Origin of the sequence: Nocardia sp. AB354, from assembly GCF_049538315.1 — a bacterium.
GTDB lineage: Bacteria > Actinomycetota > Actinomycetes > Mycobacteriales > Mycobacteriaceae > Nocardia > Nocardia nova.
The window spans coordinates 168,305-193,695 of sequence record NZ_JBMVFU010000014.1 but is presented as its reverse complement, the minus strand read 5'-3'; the positions used below and the strand labels follow the sequence as shown (position 1 = coordinate 193,695).

The 25,391-nt window shown below is 67.4% G+C and carries 26 protein-coding genes; 13 read left to right on the top strand and 13 right to left on the bottom strand.

Translation table 11 applies throughout. From position 1 onward, the window contains the following. Positions 1–46 precede the first annotated feature (46 nt). Positions 47–844: a maleylpyruvate isomerase family mycothiol-dependent enzyme gene (locus ACPCUW_RS21105; protein WP_423426577.1), complete on the bottom strand. Its 798-nt coding sequence runs from the start codon at positions 842–844 to the stop codon at positions 47–49. Positions 845–891: 47 nt separating this feature from the next. Next, complete coding sequence (locus tag ACPCUW_RS21100; RefSeq protein WP_423426575.1) at positions 892–1,506, bottom strand: TetR/AcrR family transcriptional regulator; 615 nt, start codon at positions 1,504–1,506, stop codon at positions 892–894. Between the two features lie 72 nt (positions 1,507–1,578). Here ACPCUW_RS21100 and ACPCUW_RS21095 point away from each other — a divergent pair, with 72 nt between their 5' ends. Both ACPCUW_RS21095 and ACPCUW_RS21090 read left to right on the top strand, forming a co-directional pair. Continuing rightward, a complete protein-coding gene (locus ACPCUW_RS21095) occupies positions 1,579–2,448 on the top strand; it encodes an NmrA family NAD(P)-binding protein (protein WP_063016099.1) in 870 nt (289 codons plus the stop codon). A gap of 173 nt (positions 2,449–2,621) precedes the next feature. Further along, a complete protein-coding gene (locus ACPCUW_RS21090; RefSeq protein ID WP_423426573.1) occupies positions 2,622–3,428 on the top strand; it encodes an SAM-dependent methyltransferase in 807 nt (268 codons plus the stop codon). Between the two features lie 10 nt (positions 3,429–3,438). Here the strand turns inward: ACPCUW_RS21090 and ACPCUW_RS21085 are convergent, their stop codons facing one another. Next, positions 3,439–3,993, bottom strand: a complete 555-nt coding sequence (locus ACPCUW_RS21085) for a TIGR03086 family metal-binding protein (RefSeq protein WP_423426572.1) — start codon at positions 3,991–3,993, stop codon at positions 3,439–3,441. 77 nt (positions 3,994–4,070) lie between these two features. On the opposite strand from ACPCUW_RS21085, the gene ACPCUW_RS21080 reads away from it, so the two are divergent. Then, positions 4,071–4,673, top strand: coding sequence for a TetR/AcrR family transcriptional regulator (locus ACPCUW_RS21080; RefSeq protein ID WP_423426571.1), 603 nt, complete (start codon positions 4,071–4,073; stop codon positions 4,671–4,673). Positions 4,674–4,712: 39 nt separating this feature from the next. On the opposite strand, the gene ACPCUW_RS21075 is transcribed toward ACPCUW_RS21080, so the two are convergent. The 6 genes from ACPCUW_RS21075 to argC are packed head-to-tail and all read right to left on the bottom strand — an operon-like array spanning position 4,713 to position 10,629. Beyond that, positions 4,713–5,186: an arginine repressor gene (locus ACPCUW_RS21075; protein WP_030518235.1), complete on the bottom strand. Its 474-nt coding sequence runs from the start codon at positions 5,184–5,186 to the stop codon at positions 4,713–4,715. 59 nt (positions 5,187–5,245) lie between these two features. Further along, positions 5,246–6,184 carry an ornithine carbamoyltransferase gene (gene argF, locus ACPCUW_RS21070; RefSeq protein ID WP_195050397.1) on the bottom strand — a complete coding sequence of 313 codons (939 nt, stop codon included), beginning with the start codon at positions 6,182–6,184 and terminating at the stop codon, positions 5,246–5,248. Between the two features lie 2 nt (positions 6,185–6,186). Continuing rightward, complete coding sequence (locus ACPCUW_RS21065; protein WP_104363194.1) at positions 6,187–7,374, bottom strand: acetylornithine transaminase; 1,188 nt, start codon at positions 7,372–7,374, stop codon at positions 6,187–6,189. Positions 7,375–7,385: 11 nt separating this feature from the next. Then, positions 7,386–8,321, bottom strand: a complete 936-nt coding sequence (argB, locus tag ACPCUW_RS21060; RefSeq protein WP_423426569.1) for an acetylglutamate kinase — start codon at positions 8,319–8,321, stop codon at positions 7,386–7,388. Continuing rightward, positions 8,318–9,535, bottom strand: coding sequence for a bifunctional glutamate N-acetyltransferase/amino-acid acetyltransferase ArgJ (gene argJ / locus ACPCUW_RS21055; protein WP_423426567.1), 1,218 nt, complete (start codon positions 9,533–9,535; stop codon positions 8,318–8,320). Before argJ ends, argB begins: the two co-directional genes overlap by 4 nt. Beyond that, the gene (gene argC / locus ACPCUW_RS21050) at positions 9,532–10,629 is read right to left on the bottom strand and encodes an N-acetyl-gamma-glutamyl-phosphate reductase (protein WP_423426566.1); all 1,098 of its coding nucleotides are present in this window, start codon (positions 10,627–10,629) and stop codon (positions 9,532–9,534) included. Before argC ends, argJ begins: the two co-directional genes overlap by 4 nt. Before the next feature lie 152 nt (positions 10,630–10,781). On the opposite strand from argC, the gene ACPCUW_RS21045 reads away from it, so the two are divergent. From ACPCUW_RS21045 to ACPCUW_RS21015, 7 genes are all read left to right on the top strand, one after another. Continuing rightward, positions 10,782–11,549: an ABC transporter ATP-binding protein gene (locus ACPCUW_RS21045; protein ID WP_423426565.1), complete on the top strand. Its 768-nt coding sequence runs from the start codon at positions 10,782–10,784 to the stop codon at positions 11,547–11,549. Then, positions 11,543–13,891, top strand: coding sequence for an FtsX-like permease family protein (locus tag ACPCUW_RS21040; RefSeq protein ID WP_423426564.1), 2,349 nt, complete (start codon positions 11,543–11,545; stop codon positions 13,889–13,891). The genes ACPCUW_RS21045 and ACPCUW_RS21040 overlap by 7 nt, the downstream gene beginning before the upstream one ends. 170 nt (positions 13,892–14,061) lie before the next feature. Next, positions 14,062–14,664: a flavodoxin domain-containing protein gene (locus tag ACPCUW_RS21035; protein WP_423426562.1), complete on the top strand. Its 603-nt coding sequence runs from the start codon at positions 14,062–14,064 to the stop codon at positions 14,662–14,664. A 417-nt stretch (positions 14,665–15,081) separates the two neighbouring features. Then, positions 15,082–15,834: a GNAT family N-acetyltransferase gene (locus ACPCUW_RS21030; protein ID WP_423426560.1), complete on the top strand. Its 753-nt coding sequence runs from the start codon at positions 15,082–15,084 to the stop codon at positions 15,832–15,834. Continuing rightward, a complete protein-coding gene (infA, locus tag ACPCUW_RS21025; protein ID WP_423426558.1) occupies positions 15,825–16,049 on the top strand; it encodes a translation initiation factor IF-1 in 225 nt (74 codons plus the stop codon). The genes ACPCUW_RS21030 and infA overlap by 10 nt, the downstream gene beginning before the upstream one ends. A 263-nt stretch (positions 16,050–16,312) precedes the next feature. Then, positions 16,313–16,738 carry an SRPBCC family protein gene (locus ACPCUW_RS21020; protein WP_423426557.1) on the top strand — a complete coding sequence of 142 codons (426 nt, stop codon included), beginning with the start codon at positions 16,313–16,315 and terminating at the stop codon, positions 16,736–16,738. Continuing rightward, on the top strand, positions 16,731–17,201 hold the full coding sequence (locus tag ACPCUW_RS21015) for a MarR family winged helix-turn-helix transcriptional regulator (RefSeq protein WP_423426555.1): 471 nt from the start codon (positions 16,731–16,733) through the stop codon (positions 17,199–17,201). Before ACPCUW_RS21020 ends, ACPCUW_RS21015 begins: the two co-directional genes overlap by 8 nt. Positions 17,202–17,544: 343 nt before the next feature. Here ACPCUW_RS21015 and ACPCUW_RS21010 read toward each other — a convergent pair whose 3' ends face one another. Beyond that, positions 17,545–17,949, bottom strand: coding sequence for a hypothetical protein (locus ACPCUW_RS21010; protein WP_423426554.1), 405 nt, complete (start codon positions 17,947–17,949; stop codon positions 17,545–17,547). Between the two features lie 273 nt (positions 17,950–18,222). Between ACPCUW_RS21010 and ACPCUW_RS21005 the strand changes: the two genes are divergently transcribed. Next, the gene (locus tag ACPCUW_RS21005) at positions 18,223–19,755 is read left to right on the top strand and encodes an acyl-CoA synthetase (RefSeq protein ID WP_423426552.1); all 1,533 of its coding nucleotides are present in this window, start codon (positions 18,223–18,225) and stop codon (positions 19,753–19,755) included. Between the two features lie 51 nt (positions 19,756–19,806). On the opposite strand, the gene ACPCUW_RS21000 is transcribed toward ACPCUW_RS21005, so the two are convergent. Then, the gene (locus ACPCUW_RS21000; RefSeq protein WP_423426551.1) at positions 19,807–21,543 is read right to left on the bottom strand and encodes a pyruvate dehydrogenase; all 1,737 of its coding nucleotides are present in this window, start codon (positions 21,541–21,543) and stop codon (positions 19,807–19,809) included. 486 nt (positions 21,544–22,029) lie between these two features. Between ACPCUW_RS21000 and ACPCUW_RS20995 the strand changes: the two genes are divergently transcribed. Continuing rightward, positions 22,030–22,281: a DUF397 domain-containing protein gene (locus ACPCUW_RS20995; protein WP_423426549.1), complete on the top strand. Its 252-nt coding sequence runs from the start codon at positions 22,030–22,032 to the stop codon at positions 22,279–22,281. 52 nt (positions 22,282–22,333) lie between these two features. Here ACPCUW_RS20995 and ACPCUW_RS20990 read toward each other — a convergent pair whose 3' ends face one another. Next, positions 22,334–22,774, bottom strand: coding sequence for a winged helix-turn-helix transcriptional regulator (locus ACPCUW_RS20990; protein ID WP_423426548.1), 441 nt, complete (start codon positions 22,772–22,774; stop codon positions 22,334–22,336). A 75-nt stretch (positions 22,775–22,849) separates the two neighbouring features. On the opposite strand from ACPCUW_RS20990, the gene ACPCUW_RS20985 reads away from it, so the two are divergent. Then, entirely contained in the window at positions 22,850–23,764 is a 915-nt protein-coding gene (locus ACPCUW_RS20985; RefSeq protein WP_423426547.1) for an aldo/keto reductase family oxidoreductase, read from the top strand. Positions 23,765–23,799: 35 nt separating this feature from the next. On the opposite strand, the gene ACPCUW_RS20980 is transcribed toward ACPCUW_RS20985, so the two are convergent. Beyond that, positions 23,800–25,353, bottom strand: a complete 1,554-nt coding sequence (locus ACPCUW_RS20980; protein ID WP_423426545.1) for an amino acid permease — start codon at positions 25,351–25,353, stop codon at positions 23,800–23,802. Positions 25,354–25,391 lie beyond the last annotated feature (38 nt).

Below are 25,391 nucleotides of genomic sequence, written 5' to 3'. Positions count from 1 at the left end.
CGCGGGACCCGAGCGCCGGGCCTGCGGCTCGTTGCGGGCCCGCTACTCACCCGAAGCTGACCCGATCGAGCCAGAAGTCGAACAGTTCCCGCTCGCCCAGGATCTCGATATCGGCGTCCTCGACCGGCCGGCGCCGGTAGATCACCAGCAGGAGTTCGGTGAGCGGCCCGCGAATCGCGACCGCGGCGCGCTCGTGGGCGCGCCGCCAGCCGATGGCGTCGCCGGTGAGATCGACGATCCATTCGGCTTGCAACTCCTCGGACGTGTCGGTGGCATGGAAGTGCAGCGTGCGACCGGGCCCCAGCAGTTCCCGCGCCTCCGGCTTGTAGTCGAACATCACCGGTAGCGAGCCCAGTTCCAGCCATTCGTCGATGGCGTCCGCGGCCACATCCGGCGCGGCGTGATATTCGGCACCCAGCGCGAGCGCGGCATCCGCGCGATGGATCAGCGTTTCGTGGGTGAAGCGGCGGGCATAGAAGTCCGTGGTCGGCACGACCGGCACCGGCGTCCAGAGCGCGAGGCCGGGCCCCGCCTCGCGCAGTTCGGCGGACAACTCCGCGGCACCCTCGGCGAGCCAATCACGTAATTGTTCGGGGTCCTCGTCCAGATATCCGGACAGATCCCGGAACGCGAAGTCGTCCTCCGGCAACGGTTCTCGAACCCGGCCGGCCACGGCCGCCCGTGCCCACCGCTGCGCACCGCCGAGGTGGCGTCCCAGCTGGCCCACGGTCCAGCCCGGACAGGTCGGGACGGGAAGCGCGGTATCGGCATGCGCGAGTGTGGCTCGCAGCAAGTCGGTCTGGGCAACGATCTCATCGCAGTACCGCTCGAAGGTCAGCGCCATGCGCACACCCTAAGGACGGGCACCGACAGATTCGCGGACTCGACGGGTCAGGCGTCCCCGAGTACTCCGGTGACGATCCGGCGAATTCGCTCGTGGTCCGGATCGGTCGTGGCCGGTTGCCGTTCGGGCCACTCGTCCGGCGCTTCCTCGATGCCGAACAGGACCGCCGTGAAGCGCGGATGGATTGTGAGAGAGAAGATTTCGTCGACGGCGGCGAGCGCTTCGGATTCGGGCAGCTGCCACTTCGCCGCCACGAATGCGGTGAGATTGCGCCGGGTGGTCGCGAAGATGGCGTCGTAGAAATCGGCGGCGGCCGCCGGTACCCGCTCCGCCTCGGCGATCACCAGCCGGCAGGTGCGCACGGACTGGACCCAGACCACCGACCGGAGGAATCCGACGCAGTATCCGGTCACCGCGGCCAGTCGGTCGTCACCGTAGTCCTCGGGAGTCCCCAGCCGGTTCAGATGCAGCCCTCGCACGAAGTCGACGACGGCGAGGAACAGCGCGTCCTTGTTCTCGAAATGCGCGTACAGGGTTCGCTTCGAGGTTTCGGCGCGCGCGGCCAGCACATCCATCGACGTCCGCTCGAACCCCACCTCGAGGAAGACGTCCTTGGCCGTCCACAGGATGTGTTCGCGCAGCCGATCACCACGCCTCGCCATGCGGTCTTCCCTTCCGTCAAAGTAAACGGTACGGTGTAGTTTACTTACGTCGCACTCGTTCAGGAGTAGTTCATGATCGTCGTAACCACACCTACAGGCAGTATCGGACAGCAGGTCCTCGATCTCGTGGCCGGCAGCGACCAGCCGATCCGGGTGATCGCCCGCGATCCGGCGCGCCTGGCCCCGCACATCCGCGAGCGGGTCGAGGTGGTCCAGGGATCGACCTCCGATCGCGAGGTCGTCGCCGCCGCGGTGAAGGGCGCCGACACCGTGTTCTGGCTGGTTCCGCCGAATCCGTCGGCGCCCAGCGTGCCCGGTCACCTGCTGGAATTCGTGACGCCGCTGTGCGAGGCGCTCGACAGCATCGGCCGGATCGTCGCCGTCTCGAGCCTCGGTCGCGCCAACGGCCGCAAGGCGGGACAGATCTCGGCGATTTTCGCGATGGACGCGCTGATCGAGAGCAGCGGGGTGCATTACCGGTCGCTGTGCCCGCCCGGATTCATGGACAATATGCTGCGGCAGGTCGATCCGATCCGGAACCTCGGCACCTTCTTCGGCACCGTATCCGGCGATCACCGGTTGCCCGCCTGTGCCACACGGGATATCGCGGCCGTCGCGGCCCGGCTGCTGCTCGACGATTCCTGGACCGGACAGGACAGCGTGGAGATCCGCGGTCCGGAAGATCTGTCGCACAACGATATGGCGCGCATCATGTCCGAGGTACTCGGCCGCCCGATCGGCTACCAGCAGGTCTCGGCGGCCGACTACACGGCATCGCTGACGGCGCACGGGATGAGCGCGGCCTGGGCGCAGGGGCTGGCGGATATGTCGGCCGCCGTCGACGACGGCCTCTACGACACGCCTCGCACACCGGAATCCTACTCCCCCACCGGTTTCCGGCAGTGGTGCGAGGAGGTGCTCGCTCCGGCGGTCGCCGGCTGATTCGCCCGATTCGGCCGTCGGGTCCGGAATGTCGCCCGCGTCATCGGCGGCCGCCGTTCCGGAACCCCAAACCCTTTGATCGGCAACGCCTTCCGGTCGGCGCGGAATCCGTGCACGAGCGCTTGATTTCGAATACCATCCGATCGAGACGATCCCGTGCCGACAGGAATGTGATGAACGCGTCCGACAGCAGTGCGACCTCCGATGCCGAGGCGCCGAGCAGTGCCCGCATCTACGACTACGCACTGGGCGGCAAGGACAACTACGAAGTCGACCGCCGCGCCCTCGAGAAGGTCATGGAAGGCTTTCCGACGGTACGGATCGCGGCCCGCCACAACCGGCAGTTCATGCACCGCGCGGTCGACGCCCTCGCCGATGCCGGGGTGAAACAGTTCCTCGACATCGGCACGGGCATCCCGACCGAACCCAATCTGCATCAAGTGGCGCAGGAGCGGGCCCCGGAGGCCCGCGTGGTGTACGTCGACAACGACCCGGTGGTGCTGGCACACGCGCGCGCCCTGCTCGCGGGATCGCCCGAGGGCCGCACCGCCTACATTCAGGCCGACCTCACCGATCCCGAGGCGATCCTGTCCGCACCGGAATTGCGCGAGACCCTCGATCTGGCCAGTCCGGTGGCGTTGAGCCTGGTCGCGGTGTTGCATTTCCTGTCCGCCGAACAGAATCCGGCCGGCATCCTGAAGACCCTGCTCGACAACCTCGCGCCCGGCTCGTTCGTCGTCGCGTCACACATCACCGCCGATCTGGATCCGGAAGGGATGGACCGGGCGCTCGAGATGTATCGCCGCAGCGCCGTATACGCGCAGGCCCGCACCCGCGACGAATTCGCCGCCTTCTTCGACGGCCTCGAACTGCTGGATCCGGGCGTGGTCCCGGTCAACCGCTGGCGCCCCGGCATCGAACCCCCGTCCTGGCTCGACGCCCAGGTCAACTGCTGGGGCGCGGTCGCCCGTAAGCCGTAGCGTTCGACGCTCAGCCGCGCCAGTCCGGGTCGCGGCCGAGGAGGGCGACGATACGGTCCAGTGGCGGGCGTGATTCGTCCTCGGCCAGCCGGGGCCGGTAGGCGCCGCCGGGGCCGGTGAGCGGGCTGCCGGGCGCGGTGATCGACCGGGCGATCGGCAATGCCACCGCCGTCAATCGCGGCGGGACGGGACAGGGACGGTGCAGCGCCCGCGCGAGGTCCCACCGGTGAGTGAGCATATCCACCAGATGGATGCCCAGCACTCGTTCGGTGGCGAGCGGGCCGGACCGCGGCAGTTCCACGACCTCACCGCAGCGCTCGATCGCCGCGATCCACCGGGCCGTGACGTGCGCGAACGCGGCGCGCGGATCGTCCGCGAATTCGGCCGAGGTGCCGAGCACGGAGGAGTTGACCGCCTCGTGCCGCTCGTTCATATGCGAGATCAGATCGGCGACATTCCATCCCGCGCACGGCGTCGGCGCGGTGAGATCCGCGTCCTCGAGTGTGACCACATCGTGGCCGATCAGGGCCAGAGCCATCGCGTCCAGCCGCAGAAGTTCGCTCATCACAACACCTTTCATCATTTAGCGTACGAGCGTTCGCCAAATGACTATAGCGAACGATCGGACGCTATGCTGAACGGATGTCACCTCGCCGTTCCGCCGTCGACGCATCTCGCACGCGAGAGCGCATCGTCTCCGTCGCCGTCGAGCAGGCCTCGCTGAGGGGCCTGGAGGGTGTGACGATCGGATCTCTCGCCGAGAGCCTGGAGATGAGCAAGGCCGGCGTCGCCGGCCCCTTCGGCTCGCGGGAACAGCTGCAACTCGCCGCCCTGGAACAAGCCGGGAAGATCTTCCGCGAGGCGGTGATCGCACCGTTGGAGGGATTGCCGCCGGGCACCGAAAGGCTGGGGCGGATGATCGACAATTGGATCGTCTATCTGGCCGAATGCCCTTTTCCCGGAGGCTGTTTCGTTACCGCCGCCTCGACCGAACTCGACGGCCGGCCGGGAGTGCTCCGCGATCGCCTCCGCGCGTACGTGGACGGCGCTCGCGCAGCGCTGGCAGCCGAAATCGTTGCCTGCCGAGCAGAATCGGACGGTCCCCATCGCCCGGTGGACGAACTGGTCACGACTGTCATCGGAATCACGATGGCGGTCAACCAGGAGATTCAACTGCTGGACGATCCCCGCGCCGCCGATCGCGGGCGGGCGGCGCTTCGAGCCGCCTTGGGGCTGGCGCCGTGAAGCAGACGTCCGAGCCGGGTCGATCTCCGATTCGGCCGTCTACGCCAAATGTTCGATCTTCGCGGCCAGTTCGGCACCCGTCATGGGTTCGCGAGCGATGACCGCGATGGTGTCGTCACCGGCGATGGTGCCGACCACTTCGGGCAGTGCCGCGCGGTCGAGTGCGCTGGCCAGAAAGTGCGCCGCACCCGGCGGCGTGCGCAGGACAGCGAGGTTGCCGCTGTGGTCGGTGGAGACCAGCAGGTCGCCGAGCAGTTTGGAGAGCCGGGACGTGCCGCCGGTAACGCCGCGCACGGGGCTGCCGTCCTCAGGGACGACGTAGATACCGGCGCCACCGTCGGCGGCGCGCAGTTTCACCGCGCCGAGTTCGTCCAGATCACGCGACAGGGTGGCCTGGGTGGTTTCGATGCCCTCGTCGGCGAGCAGGGCCGCCAACTCGGTCTGGCTGCGAACCGCGTTGGCGGACAACAGTTCCACGATGCGCTGCTGGCGCCCGGCGCGGGTGCGTGCGATGGCCGGGCCGGTGCGCGGACCCTCCGATCCGGCGCCCGACCCGTTCGTTCTCGCGGTGCTCACGCCGCACCGCCCGATCGTCGCTCCAGCAACCACACCAGCAGCGCCTTCTGCGCGTGCAGCCGGTTCTCGGCCTCGTCCCATACGACACTGTGCGGGCCGTCGAGCACCTCGTCGGTGATCTCCTCGCCCCGATGCGCCGGAAGGCAATGCAGCACAACCACATCCGAGGCGGCATGGGCGAGCAGTTCGGCGTTCAGCTGGAACGGGCGGAACGGGCCGACCCGGTCGAGGCCGTCGTTCTCCTGCCCCATCGAGGTCCAGGTGTCGGTGACCAGGGCGTCGGCGCCGGTGGCCGCCGCGACCGGATCCTCGGTCAGGGTGATCGTGGCGCCGGTTTCGGCGGCCCGCTTGCGGGCGGCCTCGAGCACCCAGTCGTACGGCTGGAACCCCTCGGGCGCGGCGATGGTGATATCCAGTCCGGCGGTGACGCCGCCCAGCAGCAGCGAATGCGCCATATTGTTCGCGCCGTCGCCGAAGTAGGTGAGTTTGCGCCCGGCGAGTTCGCCCTTGCGTTCGCGCAACGTCAGCAGATCGGCCAGCACCTGGCACGGATGGAATTCGTTGGACAGCGCGTTCACCACCGGAACCGTTGCCGCCGAAGCCATCTCGTCGAGCCGGTGCTGTTCGAAGGTGCGCCAGACGACGGCGTCGACGTAGCGCGACAGCACCCGTCCGGTATCGGCGAGGGTTTCCTCGCGGCCCAGCTGGGTGTCGCGGCCGTCGACCACCACCGCGTGCCCGCCGAGTTGCGCGATGCCCATCTCGAAGGAGAACCGGGTACGGGTGGAGTTCTTCTCGAAGATCACACCCACCCCGCGCGGCCCCTCCAGCGGCCGACGAGAAATCGGCGCGGCCTTCAATTCCGCTGCCAGCGCTAAGATTTCGGCCTGTTCGGCGGGCGTGACGTCGTCGTCACGCAGGAAATGCCGCACCATGGTCACTCACTCTCCTGGGAAGCCGCGTCGAGGATGCCGGGCAGGTCGGCGAGGAAGCCCTGCGCCTGTGCCTCGGTCAGGATCAGCGGCGGGGCCAACCGGATCACATTCGGCTTCGGCGGGTTGATCAGATAGCCGGCGGCACGCGCGGCCGCCTCGACCTTCGCCGAAACGTCCTCCGTCAGTTGGATTCCGATCAGCAGCCCCGCGCCGCGCACGTGGTCGACCAGCGGATGGCCGAGTTCCTCGATGCCGTCGATCAGCGTTTTGCCGACCGATTCGACGTGCGCGGCCAGCCCCTGCTCGTCGATGGTCCGCAGCACCGCCAGCGCCGCCGCGGCGCTGACCGGATTACCGCCGAAGGTGGTGCCGTGCAGTCCGGGGGTGAGCAGTTCCGCCGCCCGGCCCTGCGCCAGCACCGCGCCGATGGGCAGACCGCCACCGAGCCCCTTGGCCAGCGTGATCACATCGGGCACGATGCCCGCGGCCTGATGCGCGAAAAACGGTCCGGTGCGGCAGATTCCGGTCTGCACCTCGTCGAGGATCAGCAGCGCGCCGTGCTCGGAGGTGATCCGGCGGGCCTCGGCCAGATAGTCCAGCGGCGGCACCACCACACCGCTCTCCCCCATGATCGGCTCGAGGAAGACCGCGGCGGTATCGGAATCCACCGCGGCGGCCAGCGCGGCGGCGTCACCGTAAGGCACGTGCACGACACCGGGTGGCATCGGTTCGAACGGCGCCCGCTTCGACGGCTGCCCGGTGAGCGCGAGCGCGCCCATGGTGCGGCCGTGGAAGGCCTCGTCACAGGCGACGATCTTGTGCCGTCCGGTGAGGCGCGCGATCTTGAACGCCGCCTCGTTGGCCTCGGTGCCCGAATTGCAGAAGAACGCCCGTCCGTGTCCGTCACCGAAATGCGCGAGCAGCTTCTCGGCCAGTTCCAGAACCGGCTCGCTGACATACAGATTCGAGACGTGGCCGAGGGTGCCGAGCTGCTGGGTGACGGCCTCCACGATCGCCGGATGGGCGTGGCCCAGGCTGTTGACCGCGATACCGCCCAGGAAGTCGACGTAGCGGTTGCCCTCGGCGTCGTAGACAACCGCGCCCGAGCCGCGCACCAGCGCCACCTTCGGGGTGCCGTAGTTGTTCATCAGCGCGGACGACCACCGTTGCTGCAATTGCTCTGTGCTCATGACGTTGTCGCTCATGACGTTGTCGTTCCTGCCGTCTCGGGTGGGGTCACCATCGTTCCGATACCTTCCCCGGTGAACAGTTCCAGCAGTACCGCATGCGGTACCCGGCCGTCGATCACATGTGCGGTCGGGACACCGGCCTGCACCGCGCGCAAGCAGGCCTCCATCTTCGGCACCATGCCCGCGTCCAGGCTCGGCAGCAGGGCTGCCAAGGCGTCGGTGTCGATATGGGTGGTCAGCGACGAGCGGTCGGGCCAATTCGTGTACAGGCCTTCGACATCGGTGAGTACCACCAGCTTCTCCGCGCCGATGCCCTGGGCCAGCGCGGCGGCGGCGGTGTCGGCGTTGATGTTGTGCACCACGCCGTCGGCATCGGGCGCGATGGTCGAGACCACCGGAATGCGCCCGGTGCGAACCAGATCCAGCACCGCGTCCGGATTGACGGCGGTGACGTCGCCGACCAGGCCGATATCGGTCTGCTCGCCGTCGACGGTGACGGTGCGGCGAGTGGCGGTGAACAGCCGCGCGTCCTCACCGGAGATGCCGACCGCGTACGGGCCGTGCGCGTTGATCAGCCCGACCAGTTCCCGGCCGACCTGACCGAACAGCACCATCCGCACCACATCCATCACCTCGGGGGTGGTGACGCGGAAGCCGCCGCGGAATTCGCCCTGCAGCCCCAGCTTCTTCAGCATGGCGCTGATCTGCGGGCCACCACCGTGCACCACCACCGGATGCACGCCGACGGTGCGCAGGAACGCCATATCGGCGGCGAAGGCATGTTTGAGGGTGTCGTCGATCATGGCGTTGCCGCCGTATTTGACGACCACGATCTTGTCGCGGAACTTCTGCAGCCACGGCAGCGCGCCGGCCAGCACGTGCGCCTTGTCCAGCGCCGACAGGTCCTGGGTGGTCACCGGAACCTCCGGTGTCGCTTCGGTGGTCATGAGCTGTAGGCCGAATTCTCTTCGACGTAGCCGTGCGAGAGGTCGGTGGTGCGCACGGTGGCGGTGCCCTCGCCGAGCCCCAGTTCGACCAGCACCGCGATATCGGGCCCGGACAGGTCCACCTCACGTGCGCCGGGAGCGCCGGTTCCGTTGACGCACACCGGATTTCCGTTGAACGACACGGTGATCCGATCGGGATCGAGTTCGATGGGGGCGATGCCCACCGCGGCCAGCACCCGGCCCCAGTTCGGATCGGAACCGAAGAACGCCGTCTTGACCAGCGAGTCGCGAGCGACCGCTCGGGCGGCGATCAGCGCCTCGTCCTCGCTCACCGCGCCGGTGACGGTGATCTCGACGCGCTTGGTGACGCCTTCGGCGTCGGCCATCAGCTGCGCGGCGAGGTCGTCGCAGACCGCCAGCACCGCGGCGTCGAGCTCCTCCTGGCTCGGGGTGACGCCGCTGGCGCCGTTGGCCAGCAGCAATACGGTGTCGTTGGTCGAGCAGGAGCCGTCGACGTCGAGCCGGTCGAAGGTCAGCCGGGTGGCATTGCGCAGCGCCGTATCCAACTGCTGCGGGGTGGCAGCGGCGTCGGTGGTGACCACGACCAGCATGGTGGCCAGGGACGGGGCGAGCATGCCCGCGCCCTTGGCCATCGCGCCGACATTCCATTTGTCGGCGTGATGGAACGCGGCCTGCTTCGGCACGGTGTCGGTGGTCATGATGGCGTGCGCGGCGTCGGTGCCGCCGGACAGGCCGCCCGCCATCTCGTGCACGATCTCGGTCACGCCGGACAGCAGTTTGTCCATCGGCAGCCGGTCACCGATCAAACCCGTTGAGCAGACCGCGATTTCGCCCGCGCCGGTTTCGGTTCCCCAGTTGCTCAACGCTTTCGCCAGTTCCTCGGCGGTGGCGTGGGTGTCCTGGAAGCCGCCCGGGCCGGTGCAGGCGTTGGCGCCGCCGGAATTGAGGATCACCGCGCGCAGGCGCCCGCTGGTGAGCACCTGCTGCGACCACAGCACCGGCGCGGCCTTCACCTTGTTGCGGGTGAACACACCCGCCGCAGCATAGTCCGGGCCTTCGTTGAAAACCAGTGCCAGATCGAGCTTTCCGTTGGCCTTGATGCCGGCTGCGATGCCGGCGGCCCGGTATCCGAGCGGTGCGGTCACACCCTGGGTGCGGACCAGTTTGCCGCCGGCGATATCGGTGTCGGTCACGGTGCCACTCCTACGGTGGAAAGTCCGGCGGTCTCGTCGAGACCGAGAGCGAGATTCATCGATTGCACCGCGGCGCCCGCAGTGCCCTTGGTCAGATTGTCGATGGCGCCGATCACCACCAGCGTGCGGGCGGCGGTGTCGACGGCGACCTGCAGGGTGATGGCGTTGGAGCCGACCACCGAACCGGTCTGTGGCAGTACGCCTTCGGGCAGCAGGTGGATGAACGGTTCGTCGCCGTATGCCTTGTCGTAGACCGCGCGGGCGGCGGCCGGGTCGGCCACCGCGCCCGCGGCGTCGGGGCGCAGGCGCGCGGTGCAGGTGGCCAGGATGCCGCGCGGCATCGGGGCCAGCACCGGCGTGAAAGAGACTGTGACATCGCCGATGTCGGCGCCCGTCGCCGCGGCCGCGGCCTTCAGGTTCTGCGCGATCTCGGGGGTGTGCCGGTGCGCGCCGGCGATGTTGTAGGCGCGGACCGAGCCCATCACCTCCGAACCCAGCAGCCCCACGTCGAGTTTGCGGCCCGCGCCCGAGGTGCCGCTCACCGCGACCACGGTCACATCCGGTTCGACGATGCCCGCCCCGACCGCCGGCGCCAGCGCCAGACTCGACACCGTCGGATAGCAGCCCGGTACCGCGATCCGGGTGGCCCCGCGCAGCTGTTCCCGGGCGCCGGGCAGCTCCGGCAGACCGTAGGGCCAGCTTCCGGCATGCGGGGATCCGTAATAGGTCTCCCAGTCCTGGGGGTCGGTGAGCCGGAAATCGGCCCCGCAGTCGATGATCACCGTGGACTCCGGCAGCTGCTGCGCGATGGCGGCGGACTGCCCGTGCGGCAGCCCGAGGAACACCACGTCGTGCCCGGCCAGCACCTCCGCCGTGGTCGCCTCGAGGACGCGATCGGCCAGCGGCAGCAGATGCGGCTGCAGCTGTGCCAGCGTGGTCCCGGCATTGGATCCCGCGGTCAGCGCCCCGATCTCGAGGCGCCCGGCTCGGTACTCCGGATGCCCCAGCAGCACACGCAGGACCTCACCGCCCGCGTATCCGCTCGCACCAGCTACCGCGACCCGCACCACGGGCCCACTCGAGGTATCCGCCATGTGATGATTATGCACGATCATGCAAGCTCATTCACGGGCGGGTTGCGGATCCGTGGGCACAGGATCGCTCCGGTGGGTGAAGACCCAGTTCAGCAACGATATGTGACAACCGGCCCTTCCCGCCGTAACAGCCGGTTCGCGACGCTGAGATCATGAATCGCCGCACCCACGCGGATCCGTTGCTCGCGGCCGAGGCCGCCGTGGCATCGGGCGCGCCCGCGCTACGAATGACCGGAGTCGGTAAGACCTACGGTTCCGGTGCGGGTCAGGTGGTCGCGCTGCGCGATGTAGACCTGGAGATTCGGCCGGGGCAGTTCGTGGTCCTGCTGGGTCCGTCGGGGTCGGGTAAGACCACGTTGCTGAACCTGGTGGGCGGGATCGAGGAGCCCTCGGGCGGTGTCATCGAAGTGGCGGGCATGGACATCGGCGCGCTGAACGACAAGCAGCGCACCGCGTTCCGGCGGGACCGCGTCGGATTCGTCTTCCAATTCTTCAATCTGGTCCCGACCCTGACCGCGCTGGAGAATGTGGAAATCCTGGCGGAGCTGACGGGGCCGGATGCCGCCGCCCGCAGTCGCGCCGCACTGAACCTCGTCGGTGTCGCAGATGTCGCCGAGCGATTTCCGGGACAGCTGTCAGGTGGACAGCAGCAGCGAGTGGCCATCGCCCGGGCGATCGTGAAGGAACCGCCGCTGCTGCTGTGCGATGAACCCACCGGCAGTCTCGACCTCACCACCGGCCGACAGGTGCTGGCCGTATTGCGCGGTCTCGCACGGGAGGGCCATCACACCGTCCTGATCGTGACGCACAACTCCGAAATCGCCCGGATGGCCGACCGCGTGGTGTGGCTCCAGTCGGGTGAGATCAGCCGTTCCGAGTGGGTGGACCATCCGGTCGAGGCGTCGGAGTTGCAGTGGTAGGCCGGACGCTGCTACGCAAGCTGCGCCGGGATCTATGGCGGCAGCGCTGGCAGTTCCTGGCCGTCGCCACGGTCCTGGCCATCGGCGTCGCGGCGTTCGTCGCCGCCGCGAGCGCCTACCGCAATCTCGATCAATCCTTCTCCCGGGCCTACAGTGCGCAACGACTGCCCGACGTGGTCGTCTCCGGCCCGGGCGCCGGACAATCCGTTGCGGCATTGGAGGCGCTACCGGGCGCGCCGGTGGCCGAGGTCAGACATCAGAGCGAGGTCGGCATTCGCATCGGGGGGCGGACCTTCCTCGGCCGCGCGATCGGTATCCCGGACGGGTCACAACCCGAGGTCTCCCGGCTCTCGATGCGGTCGGGTACATTGCCGTCGGCGGGCCGGCTCGTGGTCGAACAGCACCTCGCCGATCACTACGACCTGCACCCCGGCGACAGCGTCGAACTTCTGAATCCCGGCGGCTGGCAAGCGATTCCGGTGGCGGGTTCGGCGTTGTCGACGGAGTACTTCTGGCCCGCCCGCTCCACGCAGGAGATCATGACCACCCCCGAGCACTTCGGCGTCGTGTTCCTTCCCGACCGCGATCTGGTCCGGAATCTGCCCGATCCGGTGGAACAGGTCGCGTTGTACGCAACGGATCGTGCTGCGGCGGGTGATCTGGTCAATGCAGCCGAACGCTACACGCGAGCACACGGACTGCAGCTTGTCCCGCGTGATCAGCAGCCGTCGTATCGAGCGTTGCAGGACGACGTCGAGGCATTCGGGACCTTCGCGAATCTGTTGCCGTGGTTGTTCCTGGCCGCAGCCGTGCTCGGTACCTACGTGCTGCTGTCCCGCGTGGTGGCAGCGCAGCGGGCAGTCATCGGAACCCTCGCTGCCAACGGCTTCTCCCCCGGGCTACTGCGCCGGCACTACCTCGGATACGGCGTGGCGTGCGCGGTGCTCGGCATCGTTCCCGGCCTGGCCGGGGGCTATCTACTCGGCGGCTGGATCACCACCCGCTATACCCAGGCTCTCGGACTGCCCTTGCATGTGACCGCATGGCATCCGGGCATCCTGTTCGTCGCTTCCGCCGCGACCCTGGCCGCCGCGACCGTTGCCGCGTGGGCGCCCGCGCGGGCCGCAGCGCGAATGTCGCCCGCCGAGGCCATGCGAGTCGCGCCGCCGTCCCGGCGCGGAGGACGCAGCGTCCTCGAACGCCTCGTTCCACCGCTCGAACGCGCACCGGCACGCTGGCGGATGATGCTGCGGGCCGTGCTGCGGAATCGTCGCCGCGCGGTGTTGACCATCGTCGGTGTGGCCGTCTCGGTGAGCCTGGTGATGGTGTTCGCCGGGTTGCGCGACACCGTCGCGACACTCATCGACCGGCAGTACGGCCGGATCATGCTGCAGGACGGCGAGATCGCGACCGCCCCCGGCGCTACCGATTCGGTGCTGACCCGCGTCCGGCAGGACCCCGACGTCGCCGCAGCCGAGCCGATGGGCCGCTACGACGTGGCACTCTCGGCCGGGGATCGTCACTACGACACCCTCGTGATCAGCTTGCCGCCCACGACGCAGATGCACCGGTTCATCGCAGAGTCCGGTTCGAACCAATTGTCCAACAAAGGTTTACTGCTCGGCTCGGGGTTGCACGACACCCTGGGCGTCTCGGTCGGGGACACCGTCGATGTCGCCGATACCGCGACCGGACAACACCTATCGGCACCGATCGCCGGATTCGTCGACGAGCCGCTGTCTCCGGTTGTGTACGTTTCGGCCGACTACCTGCGGCAGGCTATCGGTCCCGTACCGGATACGGGCGTGCTGGTGAAACTGCGGCCCGGCGTGACCGATGAGCGCGCCGTCTCCGATCGGCTCACCGCGATCCCCGGTGCGGTCGCGTACCTTTCCACGGCCACCGTGGCCTCGGCCATGCGGCAGGCATTCGCGATGTACAACACGCTGGTGGGAATCATGCTGATTTTCGCCGCAGCCATGGCCGCGGCGCTGCTTTTCAACGCGATGTCGGCCAACATCGGCGAGCGGCTGGGAGAACTCGGCGCCCTGCGGGCAGCGGGGATGGGTACCGGAATGCTGTCGCGCCTGATCGCCGCCGAGAATCTCGTCCTCGTCGTGGTCGGCATTCCGCTCGGCATCGGATGTGGCATCCTGCTCGCCCGCAGGCTGCTGGCCACCTACGAAAATCAGGGCGCCCGTCTCGAATTGGCGATGAGTTCGCCGACACCGGCACTTGTCGCGTCAGCCGTTCTGGCCGCCGCGATCACCGTCCAACTTCCCGCACTGCGCCGCGTCCGCAACCTCGACATCGCCCGCATCGTTCGCGAGCGCTCACTCTGACGAGGAGCGCTCCGGCCGGCGTGGCGGACCGCCCGAGCAGCACCGGAGCCATCCGGCTGTTCCGCTGCCGCCGGATCGCCTCCGTTGCGCGGAAGCCGACGACGAAGGTCGCCGAAGCGATGGGACCGAGGACCCTGCCCGAACGATCACCCTGGACGGACAGTTGGTCTATGGCATCCGATCAGAGCGAGCACACGGTACTCATCGTCTACGCCTCCGCAGCGGGTTCGACCGCCCAGATCGCCGAGTTCACGGCGCGCCGGATGCGGGACGCGGGATTGCACGTCCGGGTGGAGCCGGTGGATCGGGCACCGGACCCCGGCGGCTTCGAGGCGGTCGTGCTGGGCAGCGCGATCCACAACGGAGGCTTCCTACCCGGGTTCGCCGACTACATCGAGCGCTATGCGAAGACATTGAAACAACGCCCGAACTGGTTGTTCAGCGTCGGCATGGGGCCGGCCCTGCGTGGCCCGGTGGGAGCGTTCTTCAAACGCCTCACGCCGCCCGTCGTCACCGAATGCCGGACTTCGGCCGGCAGCAAGGGATATCGCGGTTTCGCCGGTGTCGTCGTCCGGCCCCCTGAGCTGCGCAACCGGCTGCTGATCCGCCTGTTCGGTTGCCCGTACGGCGATCTACGCGATTGGGCCGCGATCACGGCTTGGGCCGACGAGATCGTCTCGTGGATCGATGATGCCCTGCCCGCTACTCGATTCCCGGCGACCCGCGACCCGGCGGACACCACGATCGGCGACGGCAATCCGGGCCCGGCCTGAGCCGCATCGGATCCCGTCGGCGCACGAGCCCTGCGGCTCACTGAATGTGTTGTGCTACAGGATCATTCGATATTCCCGAGCTGGCCACGCCGCCGATCGGACGACGGCGACGATGATCGCGCTGCCGATGACGCCTCCGCAAGGCCGGGTAGGCAGCCGGTGATCATCGCGGCGATCGGCTGAATGTGGCGATCTTCGCGGGCGATCACGGCGTTCCGGACTTCGGGCGGGATGTTCGGAAAATGGGTTGGCGCGGGATATCGGAGTTGTTAACCTTCTGCGGTCCGACCTGATCACGCGAGGGGGTGAGTCCCATTTTCACGACATTCCTTGGGCGCTCCCCGTTCTCACGATCGGACGATTGACGCACGTCGTCATCGGGAGTGCTCGTCCGAGCGATCCCGAGAGGGGACGACAATGCACTCTTCCGAACTCATGGTGACGCGCATCGCGGACCGGCAGTGGCATGCGCTGGCCGGCGACCGGATGGTCGGTTGTGGCGAGGCATCGCCGCGGCCCGATGGGCGACTGTTTCTCAGCATCGACTCCTGGCAGGCCGACGCCTTCGACCGGCTCGCCGCCGCCATGCTGGCCGACCTGCCCACACCGCTCTACACGGTGGTCGACGAGGCCGACCTCGAACTGACCGCGCACTGGCGCCGGGCGGGTCTCGCGATCCGGCGGCGCGAATGGGAATACCGGGTTCCCACCGATCCGGCGATCACGGGACTCGATTCGGCATCGCCGCCGGGTATCGAGATCCTGAATTTCGGGGCGGCCGAGGCGTATTCACTGCGCGAACTGGACCGCGCCGTACGCGCCGAAGTCGAGGCCGCCGCCGGTTGGCAGACCATGCCGGCCGAGGTGATCTCCCCACCGATCGATCCCGCGAATTACGTGGTGGCGGCCCAGGCCGGCCGCTATGCGGGGCTGTGCCGGGTGACGCAGCCGACTCGGCTACCGCGCATCGGCCTGATCGCGGTTCGCGCCGACGCGCACCGGCGCGGCATCGCTCGCGCCCTGCTGGGGCGGGCGCTGGGCTCGCTGCATCGCGCCGGAAAGGCTTGGGCCTCGGCCGAAATCGACGAATCCAACGCGGCGGCGACCGCCCTGTTCGAAGGCATCGGCGCCGAGCGGTCGAACAGCACCCTGGAGTTGGTGTGGCGATGAAGAAAGGAGCGATCGAAGTTCAGGGGTACGTCGTGGAATGCCTGCGCAACGCGACTTTCACGGTGGAACTCCCCAACGGACACAAAGTCCTCGCCCACCTGTCCGGCAAGGTCCGGATGAACTACATCAAGATCCTCCCGGACGACCGGGTCCTGGTGGAGCTGAGTCCCTACGACCTGACCAGGGGCCGAATCCTGTTCCGTTATCGGAGTTGAGGCCCCATAGGGCGAGGTAAGTCGACGATCTGCGCACCCGTTTCCGTGGGCGCAGGTTCGCCGCCTACCGGGCCGAACTAATCGTGCAAACCTCCGCGGAGATGCGCGAAAACTGCCTATTTCGCCGAGGTTTGCACGGTTGGTTCGGGGCCCGCGCGCCTGGACTGCTCAGCCACGACCGACCTAGCGGGTATCGGCCATCTCCTAGGATTGTTGCTGCAACAACAGTTATTGTTGTTGCAGCAACAATCAGGGAGGCAGCCATGATGTACTCGTTCACCGAAGAAGCCGTGGTAACGGGCGAGATCGACCGCATCTGGGCGGTGGCCACGGACGTGGCCCGCTGGGCCGAATGGGATCCGCACGAGGAGAAGGCGCGTATCGACGGGCCGTTCGAAGCGGGAACCAAGGGGTGGGTGAAGCCCAAAGGAGCACCGGCGGGACCGTTCACGATCGTCGCGGTGGAACCCGGACGGTCGTGGACCAGCGAGGCGGGCCTGCCGTTCGGTAAGTTGCGGGGCCGGCGCACCTACGAGCCACTCGGCGACGGCACCGTGCGGGTATCGGAGAACGTCGAAGTCCACGGGCCGATGGGACCGCTGTTCAAGCTCATCTGGGAAAAGGGTATGCGCGCCGACCTGCCGCGCACCTTCGCGGCCCTCGCGGCGGAGGCGGCACGGCATGGCTGAGCGATCGGCACAGGCCGTACCGCGGGGCCCACTCGTCTCTCCGGGGTTCTGGTTGCATCACGCCGCCCTGGAATGGCGGGCGACGCTGGAGCGAAACCTCCGTCCGCTCGGACTGACGCCCACTCAGTTCAATCTGCTGGCCTCCACCGGATGGCTGGCCCACCGCGGCGGGCTCCCCACTCAGCAGCAGGCGGCGGATATGGCGGGTGTCGATCGAATGATGGCGTCCCGGGTGATCCGCGCCCTGGAGGAGCGCGGCTTGCTCCGGCGTCACCCCGACCCCGCCGACGCCCGCGCATTCCGACTCGAAATCACCTCCGCCGGAGGGAAATTGGCGAGCACGGCGATCCAGGTCGCCGTAGACACCGACGAACAGATCTTCGGCGCCGACGCTGACCTCCTGCGCGAACACCTCCGCCCGATCGCCGCCCACCGAGTACCGGCGGACCGACCGACCGAATGAAACCGACACCGAGCGACCTGATCCGGTAGCGCCGAACGAATTACGTTGTCCGCCGGGCGAAGGCGGCTGCGATCCGACAGCCGGACGGCACCCGGATCCGCACCGGGCAGCATCACCGGCTCGCGGGTGCTGATGGGTCACCGACCGGCGAGGGCGAGCCGAGCCTCGTTCGCCGCGTTCTCCGCACGCGGAACCCTTTCCGCGGCCGAACTATTCGTGCAAACCTCCGCGCGATCGGGCGAAAAGCGGCAACTTCGCCGAAGTTTGCACGATTAGTTCAGCGTCGCTGCAGCGGTATTCGGTCTGCCCGGTCGACACCGCCGGCGACGCAGCACGGGCAGGGCTACATGGAGCCGGTGCACACCATCGGCTGGACCACGAAATTGTTGCCGGGGTTCGTATCCGGCGTCGTGCTCGTCACCGTGGCGGTGATCAGTTCCAGCGTGCGCGCGGTGCCGACCGTGTAGTTGGCGATTTCTCCCGGTGCCAGAGTGGGTTTGATGATGGATCCGGACGGGCCGAACGGCGTCCAGTAGTTCACCGCCACATTCTCCGCGGTCGCGGTGCCGATGTTGCGGACGATCACCTGCAACGGCGGCGGGAAGCCCGGCAGCGCCCCGCCACAGTAGGTGTAGACCTCCACATCGGCACCGGCCGGTTCGGCCTGCGCCGCAACGCCGAAACCCACCGCGGTCGTGGCCGCCATCGCCACCCCGGCGGCCAGCACGCTGATACGCCCGATCTTCATAGGAACCTCCCGCTCGACGAACTCTCGTACGGAATATCGAGACCTCGGCAAACCTGTTATGCCCCGAAAAGGGTGGGCGCCGGGCACGCGAGCCTTCGTGTGCTCTCGAGCGGTTCACAAGTTTGGCGATAACTCACGAATCGTCGTTCACTTTCCGCTATCGTCGCGCTCGTCGGGACGGTGTCTCGGCGGGGCCGGTGTCGCGGCGGCGAGGCAGGTCCCTCTCGACCGGCGGTCGTGTCAGAGCCGTCGGCGGTGTTGTGGAGGAGCAGGATGTACCCCGGTGCGCATGTCGATCGATTCCCTGATAAACCGGCGGTCGTGCTGGCCGGGAGCGGGAGCACGCTGACCTACCGCGAGCTCGAGGACAACTCGGTTCGCCTCGCGCGGCATCTGTACGAGGCGGGCCTGCGCAAGGGCGATCACATCGCGCTGCTGTCCGGCAATACGCTCGAGGTGTACGAGGTCTACTGGGCGGCGTTGCGATCCGGTCTTTACATCACGGCCGTCAACCGGCATCTGTCCGCGGACGAGATCAGCTATATCGTCAACGATTGCGGCGCGCGGGCGCTCATCGTGTCGGCGGAACTGGCGGAGGTGGCCCAGCGGGTGGTCGAGCAGACTCCCGCGGTCGGGATTCGGCTCGCCTTCGGCGGGGATGTTCCCGGCTACGAATCGTATGAAAAGGCTGTGGCCGCAGCGTCTCCCGAACCGCTGCCGGATCAGCCACGCGGCGCCGACATGCTGTATTCGTCGGGCACCACCGGCCGCCCGAAGGGCATCAAGCATCCGCTGCCGGATCGCCAGGTCGGCGATGCGCCGGGTGACACCTATACCGCCGTCTTCGGCCCGCTCTACGGATTCGACACCGACACCGTCTACCTGTCGCCGGCTCCGCTTTATCACGCCGCGCCGTTGCGATTCGGCGGCGTGGTTCATGCCCTCGGCGGAACCGTGGTGGTGATGGAACGCTTCGACGCCGAACAGGCGCTCGCCGCGATCGAACGCTATCGCGTCACCCACAGCCAGTGGGTGCCGACGATGTTCGTGCGCATGCTGAAACTGGACGAGAGCGTGCGTACCCGCTACGACGTTTCGAGTATGCGAGTCGCCGTGCACGCCGCCGCGCCGTGCCCGGTGGAGGTGAAGCAGGCGATGATCGACTGGTGGGGTCCGGTGCTGTACGAGTACTACGCCTCCACGGAGGGCAACGGCGCCACCTTCATCGACAGCGAGCAGTGGTTGCGCAAACCCGGCTCGGTCGGGCCGGCGGGCCTGGGCGCCGTTCGCATCTGCGACGACGACGGCCACGAGTTGCCCGCCGGCGAGATCGGCACCATCTATTTCGAGCGCGAGGAAGTCCCGTTCGACTACCACAACGATCCCGAGAAGACCGCCAAGGCAATCCATCCCGAGCATCCGACCTGGACCACCACCGGCGATATCGGCTATATCGACGCCGACGGATTCCTGTTCCTGACCGACCGCAAGGCGTTCATGATCATCTCCGGCGGGGTGAACATCTACCCGCAGGAAATCGAGGACGCCCTGGCCCTGCATCCGGATGTCCTCGATGTGGCGGTGATCGGGGTCCCCGACGAGGAGATGGGCGAATCGGTGAAGGCGGTCGTCCAGCCCGCACCCGGCGTCGAGCCGGGACCCGAACTGGCACAACGACTTCGCGATTTCCTGCGCGAGCGCATCGCCCACTACAAGGTGCCGCGCAGCGTCGATTTCGCCGACGAATTGCCCCGTACGCCCACCGGAAAGCTGGTCAAGGGCAAGCTGCGCGAGCAGTACGTGTGAGATTCGCCGGCGGCCCAGGCAACCATGAATCCGGCTGGCACACGGCGCGTTTCAGCGCGGCACGTTGCGTAGGTTCGATCGGGCCATGTCGATCATGCGGCCGACGCCGCCGGTGAGCACGATCTTGCTGGCCGCGAGCGCGAATCCGCGTACCTGCGCGGCGGTGATGTGCGGCGGGAGGGACAGGGCGTTGGGGTCGGTGACGAGATCGACCAGGGCGGGGCCCGGATGTTCCAGCGCTTCGGCGATGGCATTCCGGATCGCGAACGGATCGGTGACCCGCGCGGCGTGTATGCCGGCGGCGCGGGCCACGGCGGCGAAATCGACTGGGGCATGGTCGGTTTCGAAATTCGGCAGGCCGTCCACCAGCATTTCCAGCCGGACCATACCCAGCGACGAATTGTTGAAGACGATGATCTTCACCGGCAGCCGATGCAGCGCCACGGTGAGCAGCTCACCCATCAGCATGCCCAGACCGCCGTCGCCGGACATCGAGATCACCTGCCGGTCCGGATAGGCGAACTGCGCGCCGATGGCATGCGGCAGGGCGTTGGCCATGGTGCCGTGCAGGAACGACCCGATCACCCGGCGGCGGCCGTTCGGGGTCAGATAGCGGGCCGCCCACACATTGCACATGCCGGTGTCGACGGTGAAGATCGCGTCGTCGGAGGCGAGTTCGTCGAGAATGTCGGCGGCGTATTCGGGGTGAATCGGCTTGTGGTCGGCGACATTTCGGGTGTAGGCGTCGACGACCTGCTCGAGCAGCCGGTAGTGCTCGCCGAGCATGCGGTCCAGGAATTCCCGGTCGGATTTCTGCGCCAGGAGGGGAAGGACCGCGCGCAGGGTTTCGCGAACGTCGCCGTGCACGGCCAGCTTCAGTGGCGTGCGCCGGCCGAGGCGGGCGGCATCGTGGTCGATCTGCACGGTATTGGTTCCCGGCAGGAATTCGTCGTAGGGGAAATCGGTGCCCAGCAGCAGGACCAGATCGGCTTCGTGCATGGCCTTGTAGCAGGCGCCGTAGCCGAGCAGACCGCTCATCCCCACGTCGTAGGGATTGTCGAACTGGATCCATTCCTTGCCGCGCAGGCTGTGCCCGATGGGTGCGTGCAGCGTCTCGGCGAGCCGCATCACCTCTTCGTGCGCGTCGCGAACGCCGGCACCGCAGAACAGGGTGACGGTTCGTGCCGCGTTCAGCGCGTCGGCGAGCGCCCGCACCTGTTCGGCGGCGGGCATGACGCGACCGAGTTCGGAGACGAGGCTCGTTTCGCCGGTGGGATGCGCGATGTCCAACTGGGCGACATCGCCCGGGAGGACCACCACCGACACCTCGTGGCGCGCCAGCGCATGCTGGATCGCGATCCGCAGCATGCGCGGCATCTGCTCGGGCCGGCTGATCATTTCGCAGTATCCGCTGCATTCGACGAAGAGGCGTTCCGGATGCGTTTCCTGGAAGAACTGCGTGCCGATCTGATCGGAGGGGATGTGTGAGGCCAGCGCCAATACCGGCGCCCCGGTGCGGTGCGCGTCGTAGAGGCCCTGGACGAGATGGGTGTTGCCCGGGCCGCAGCTTCCCGCGCACACGGCCAGGCGGCCGGTCAACTGCGCCTCCGCCGCCGCGGCGAAGGCGGCGGCCTCCTCGTTGCGCACATGCACCCATTCGATCTGCGGGGTACGGCGCACGGCGTCGACGATCGGATTGAGGCTGTCGCCCACCACGCCGTAGATCCGCCGCACTCCGGCCTGTACGAGAACGTGCACGAATTGGTCGGCCACATTCGTTTTCGCCATGCGCACTCCTCCACCGCTGTGATCGGCGCCGGCGTATTCGCCTTCGCCCGGAGCCGAAGCTCCCTTCCGGATGAACAGATCGCGATCGCCACGAATACTACCGGGCGGGATGGAGCGGAAATGGCGTCGCACAGCACGCGGACCGCTTGCCGCAGCTGAGCAGATTTCGCACAGAGCGCCGAAGCGCGCCCTGCTGTTCGATGTCGTAGGCGATTCACGGCCAAGGTGCGCCGGCCGTCGGCGAAATTACCCCTGAATATTCACAGCGAATTCCGACCAACCGGCCGAGCCATCGTCCGGCACGATCTTGCAGCCGCAAAGACGTTGGCGGACAAGAGATATCGGCCACACCGCATACGGCACCACCCACTTGCCGATACGACCGACGACGCATACACGACATCGAGCAACCACCACCGTGATCTCGATGTGATCGGCGATCGGAGGTCGGTACATCCATGCGCTCCTGAGGCTTTCGGTAATGGCATGCCCGATAGCCGAGGCCGGAGACCGCCGCATCGCGGAAAACGGTCGGAATTCGGCGGTTGGTTCTTCCCGGCTACCGAGGCTGATGCCAGTTCGTCAGGCAAGGAATGCGTCGAGGTAGCCCACCTTTCCGAAGGTATGGTCGGCGTCCGCGACTCCAAGAACCCCACCGGCCCCGCCCTCGTCTTCGCCCCCGCCGAATGGGATGCGTTCACCGCCCGCCTCGAGCGCGGCAGCTTCGACCTGGCCTGACCTTCTGTGCCACAAGGGCGTTCGAGCACCTCGCTCGAACGCCCTTGTCATATCAGGAGGTGCCAGCGTCGTGGTTCTCACGGTGGGCCAACACCTCGTCCATATGGTCCTGCGCCCAGGATCTGAGGCCGCGCGTCAGGTGCTGGAGTGAGAGGCCGAGTTCGGTGAGCTCGTAGGTGACCGTGACCGGAACGGTCGGCGTCACTGTGCGGGTGAGCAAGCCATCACGTTCGAGAGCCCGCAGGGTTTGGGTCAGCATCTTCTGGCTGACTCCGACCAGCAGGCGCGATAGTTCGGAGTAGCGCATCGCCTTCGCGGCAGCCGCGACACCGGGCCGATCGGATGGGTCGCCCGCATCCCCGCTCAATGCGCACAAGATCAGCACGACCCACTTGTCGGAGATCCGATCGAGGAGTTGACGACTGGGGCATGCCGCCAGGAATGCGTTGTACTCCGCGCTGCTTCGAGCCCCCTCGAATACCTTCGCTGTCACCGGTCTCGCCTTTCGCTTTCGGAGAGTTACGCACTTTCAAGTGCCTACTTCCCGAAAGGAAGTAGCTCTCCAACAATGGTGCCAGGAGATCGGAGACTCCCGATCGGAGACGAAAGGCACCACGTGAGCACACCCCTACTTCCCGGCGGCACCCGAATGCTCGGCGACGCGACTGTCACCCGGTTCGGCTACGGCGCCATGCAGCTCGCCGGCCACGGGGTCATGGGGCCGCCCGCCGACCGCGACGGCGCGCTGGCCGTGCTACGCGAGGCAGTCGATGCCGGTATCACCCACATCGACACCAGCGCCGCATACGGGCCCGACGTGACGAACGAGTTGATCCGTGAGGCACTGCACCCCTACCCGGACACGGTGTACATCGCCACGAAGGTCGGGGCGCGCCGCGACGCGCAGGGCGGCTGGCCTACGGCCCGGCGTCCCGAAGACCTGCGCGAACAGGTGCATCAGAACCTTCGGTCGCTCGGGGTCGAGACCCTCGATCTGGTCAACCTGCGCATGGGCGATGCCGCAGGCCCCCGGCCCGGCTCGCTCGCAGAGGCATTGGAGACGCTCGCCGACCTTCAGCAGGATGGCCTGATACGCCATCTCGGAGTCAGCAACGTCACCGCGGATCAAGTCGCCGAGGCGCGGAGCATCGCGTCGATCGTATGCGTGCAGAACATGTACAACCTCGCCCATCGCCACGACGACGACCTCATCGACCGGCTCGCCGCCGACGGCATCGCCTACGTGCCGTACTTCCCGCTCGGTGGCTTCACGCCGCTACAGTCGGAGACACTCGCCCAGGTCGCGAGCCGAGTGGGTGCCGCGCCGCTGCCGGTGGCGCTGGCCTGGCTGTTGCGGAGGGCACCGAACATTCTGCTCATCCCCGGTACGTCATCCGCGACTCACCTGCGCGAAAACATCGCGGGGGCCGGGCTTTCACTGCCGGATGAGGACGTCGCCGCGCTGGACGGAATCGGTCGCTGACCATGCCGCCGAGGAGCCGCTAACTCTGTGGCCGCTCATACCTCGTGGCTGGGTCGGCGCCGGCCCGGATCCTCCACGATCACCTCCGGCTCCGCCGGCCTTCCCGGCCACGGTCGCTCGGCGACCACCGGGAACTGGCCGGTGTGGTCGTGGCGAATCGCCGCTATTCGCAACACTTTCCGGCGCGTCAGGAACCATCCCCCGACGAGGACGGGGCCCATCACACAGACCGTCGCCACGACCGCCCAGCGTTGGATCGGGTCGCTGCTGCAGGCCATCAGTACCACCACGGCCACCAGGAAGACGAGGGTGGCGATACCGGTGTAGGGCGCGCCGATCATGCGGTACGCGGGGCGATGGGAGATGCCGTCCCACCAGCGTCGCCACAGGCGCAACTGGCAGAGCAGCACCACCATCCACGAGACGATCGTGCCGAGAGCCGAGACGTTCAGCACGATCTCGAAGGCCTTGTCCGGCACCACCGCGTCGAGCCCCACGCCGATCAGCGCGATCACGCCGGTGGCCAGAATGCCGATGTAGGGCACGCCGGTACGGGACATGCGGCCGGCCACCGCGGGGGCGCTGCCGTTCGCCGACATCGAGCGCAGGATGCGGCCGGTGGAATACAGGCCGGCGTTGAGACTGGAGAACGCGGCGGTGAGCACGATCAGATTCATCATCGACCCGGCAGCGGGGACGCCGATGCGGGCGAAGAAGGTGACGAACGGGCTCTCGCCGTCACGAAAGGCGGTGTAGGGCAGCAACAGTCCGAGCAGGACGAGTGAGCCGACATAGAACACCCCGATGCGGGCGATGACCGAATTGATGGCGCGCGGCATCACCTCCTGCGGATTCTCGGTCTCCCCCGCCGCGATACCGACCAACTCCACTGCCGCATAGGCGAATACGACGCCCGTGGTGACCGTGACGAGCGGCAGCACACCGGTCGGGAACAGTCCGCCGTGATGAGCGATCACGCCGACCCCCGTGGCTTCGCCCCGGATGGCGAACCGGCCGGCGAGAAAGACCGAGCCCACGATCAGAAATCCGATGAGGGCGACGACTTTCACCAGCGCCACCCAGAATTCGAGCTCTCCGAACCATCGCACCGAGATCAGATTCGTGCCGACGACCGCGACCAGCGCCACCAGTGCGATCACCCACTGCGGCACCACCGAGAACGCATCCCAATAGCGGACATATGTCGCGATCGCGGTGATGTCGACGATGCCGGTCATACACCAGTGAAAGAAATACATCCAGCCGACGGCAAATGCGAGTTTCTCGCCATAAAATTCGCGCGCGTAGGATACGAACGATCCCGACGACGGCCGATACAGCACCAGCTCCCCCAGCGCCCGCAGCACGAAGAAGACGAAGACACCGCAGACCGCGTAGACCAGAAACAGCCCCGGACCTGCATCGGCGAGACGTCCGCCCGCACCGAGGAACAGCCCGGTGCCGATCACTCCACCGATCGCGATCATCTGCAACTGACGGTTACGTAACGACTTTCGGTAACCGTCCTGCTCCGTATGCAACGCCGCGGCCAGAGCCGATAATTCGACGGGTCGGTGGTCTGTGCTCATGACCGGACCTTCCGGTGGACAACATTGAATCTTCAAAC

Coding starts and splice junctions, on each gene's coding strand:
- ACPCUW_RS21035 (WP_423426562.1), top strand. CDS start 14,062: ATGGCATCCGATCAGAGCGAGCACACGGTACTCATCGTCTACGCCTCC.
- ACPCUW_RS21030 (WP_423426560.1), top strand. CDS start 15,082: ATGCACTCTTCCGAACTCATGGTGACGCGCATCGCGGACCGGCAGTGG.
- ACPCUW_RS21105 (WP_423426577.1), bottom strand. CDS start 844: ATGGCGCTGACCTTCGAGCGGTACTGCGATGAGATCGTTGCCCAGACC.
- ACPCUW_RS21020 (WP_423426557.1), top strand. CDS start 16,313: ATGATGTACTCGTTCACCGAAGAAGCCGTGGTAACGGGCGAGATCGAC.
- ACPCUW_RS21095 (WP_063016099.1), top strand. CDS start 1,579: ATGATCGTCGTAACCACACCTACAGGCAGTATCGGACAGCAGGTCCTC.
- argF (WP_195050397.1), bottom strand. CDS start 6,184: ATGGTGCGGCATTTCCTGCGTGACGACGACGTCACGCCCGCCGAACAG.
- ACPCUW_RS21005 (WP_423426552.1), top strand. CDS start 18,223: ATGTACCCCGGTGCGCATGTCGATCGATTCCCTGATAAACCGGCGGTC.
- ACPCUW_RS20995 (WP_423426549.1), top strand. CDS start 22,030: ATGCCCGATAGCCGAGGCCGGAGACCGCCGCATCGCGGAAAACGGTCG.
- ACPCUW_RS21085 (WP_423426572.1), bottom strand. CDS start 3,993: ATGAGCGAACTTCTGCGGCTGGACGCGATGGCTCTGGCCCTGATCGGC.
- ACPCUW_RS21065 (WP_104363194.1), bottom strand. CDS start 7,374: ATGAGCACAGAGCAATTGCAGCAACGGTGGTCGTCCGCGCTGATGAAC.
- ACPCUW_RS21090 (WP_423426573.1), top strand. CDS start 2,622: ATGAACGCGTCCGACAGCAGTGCGACCTCCGATGCCGAGGCGCCGAGC.
- ACPCUW_RS21000 (WP_423426551.1), bottom strand. CDS start 21,543: ATGGCGAAAACGAATGTGGCCGACCAATTCGTGCACGTTCTCGTACAG.
- ACPCUW_RS21100 (WP_423426575.1), bottom strand. CDS start 1,506: ATGGCGAGGCGTGGTGATCGGCTGCGCGAACACATCCTGTGGACGGCC.
- argB (WP_423426569.1), bottom strand. CDS start 8,321: ATGACCACCGAAGCGACACCGGAGGTTCCGGTGACCACCCAGGACCTG.
- ACPCUW_RS21015 (WP_423426555.1), top strand. CDS start 16,731: ATGGCTGAGCGATCGGCACAGGCCGTACCGCGGGGCCCACTCGTCTCT.
- ACPCUW_RS21080 (WP_423426571.1), top strand. CDS start 4,071: ATGTCACCTCGCCGTTCCGCCGTCGACGCATCTCGCACGCGAGAGCGC.
- ACPCUW_RS20980 (WP_423426545.1), bottom strand. CDS start 25,353: ATGAGCACAGACCACCGACCCGTCGAATTATCGGCTCTGGCCGCGGCG.
- ACPCUW_RS21045 (WP_423426565.1), top strand. CDS start 10,782: ATGAATCGCCGCACCCACGCGGATCCGTTGCTCGCGGCCGAGGCCGCC.
- argC (WP_423426566.1), bottom strand. CDS start 10,629: ATGGCGGATACCTCGAGTGGGCCCGTGGTGCGGGTCGCGGTAGCTGGT.
- ACPCUW_RS21010 (WP_423426554.1), bottom strand. CDS start 17,949: ATGAAGATCGGGCGTATCAGCGTGCTGGCCGCCGGGGTGGCGATGGCG.
- ACPCUW_RS20985 (WP_423426547.1), top strand. CDS start 22,850: ATGGTGCCAGGAGATCGGAGACTCCCGATCGGAGACGAAAGGCACCAC.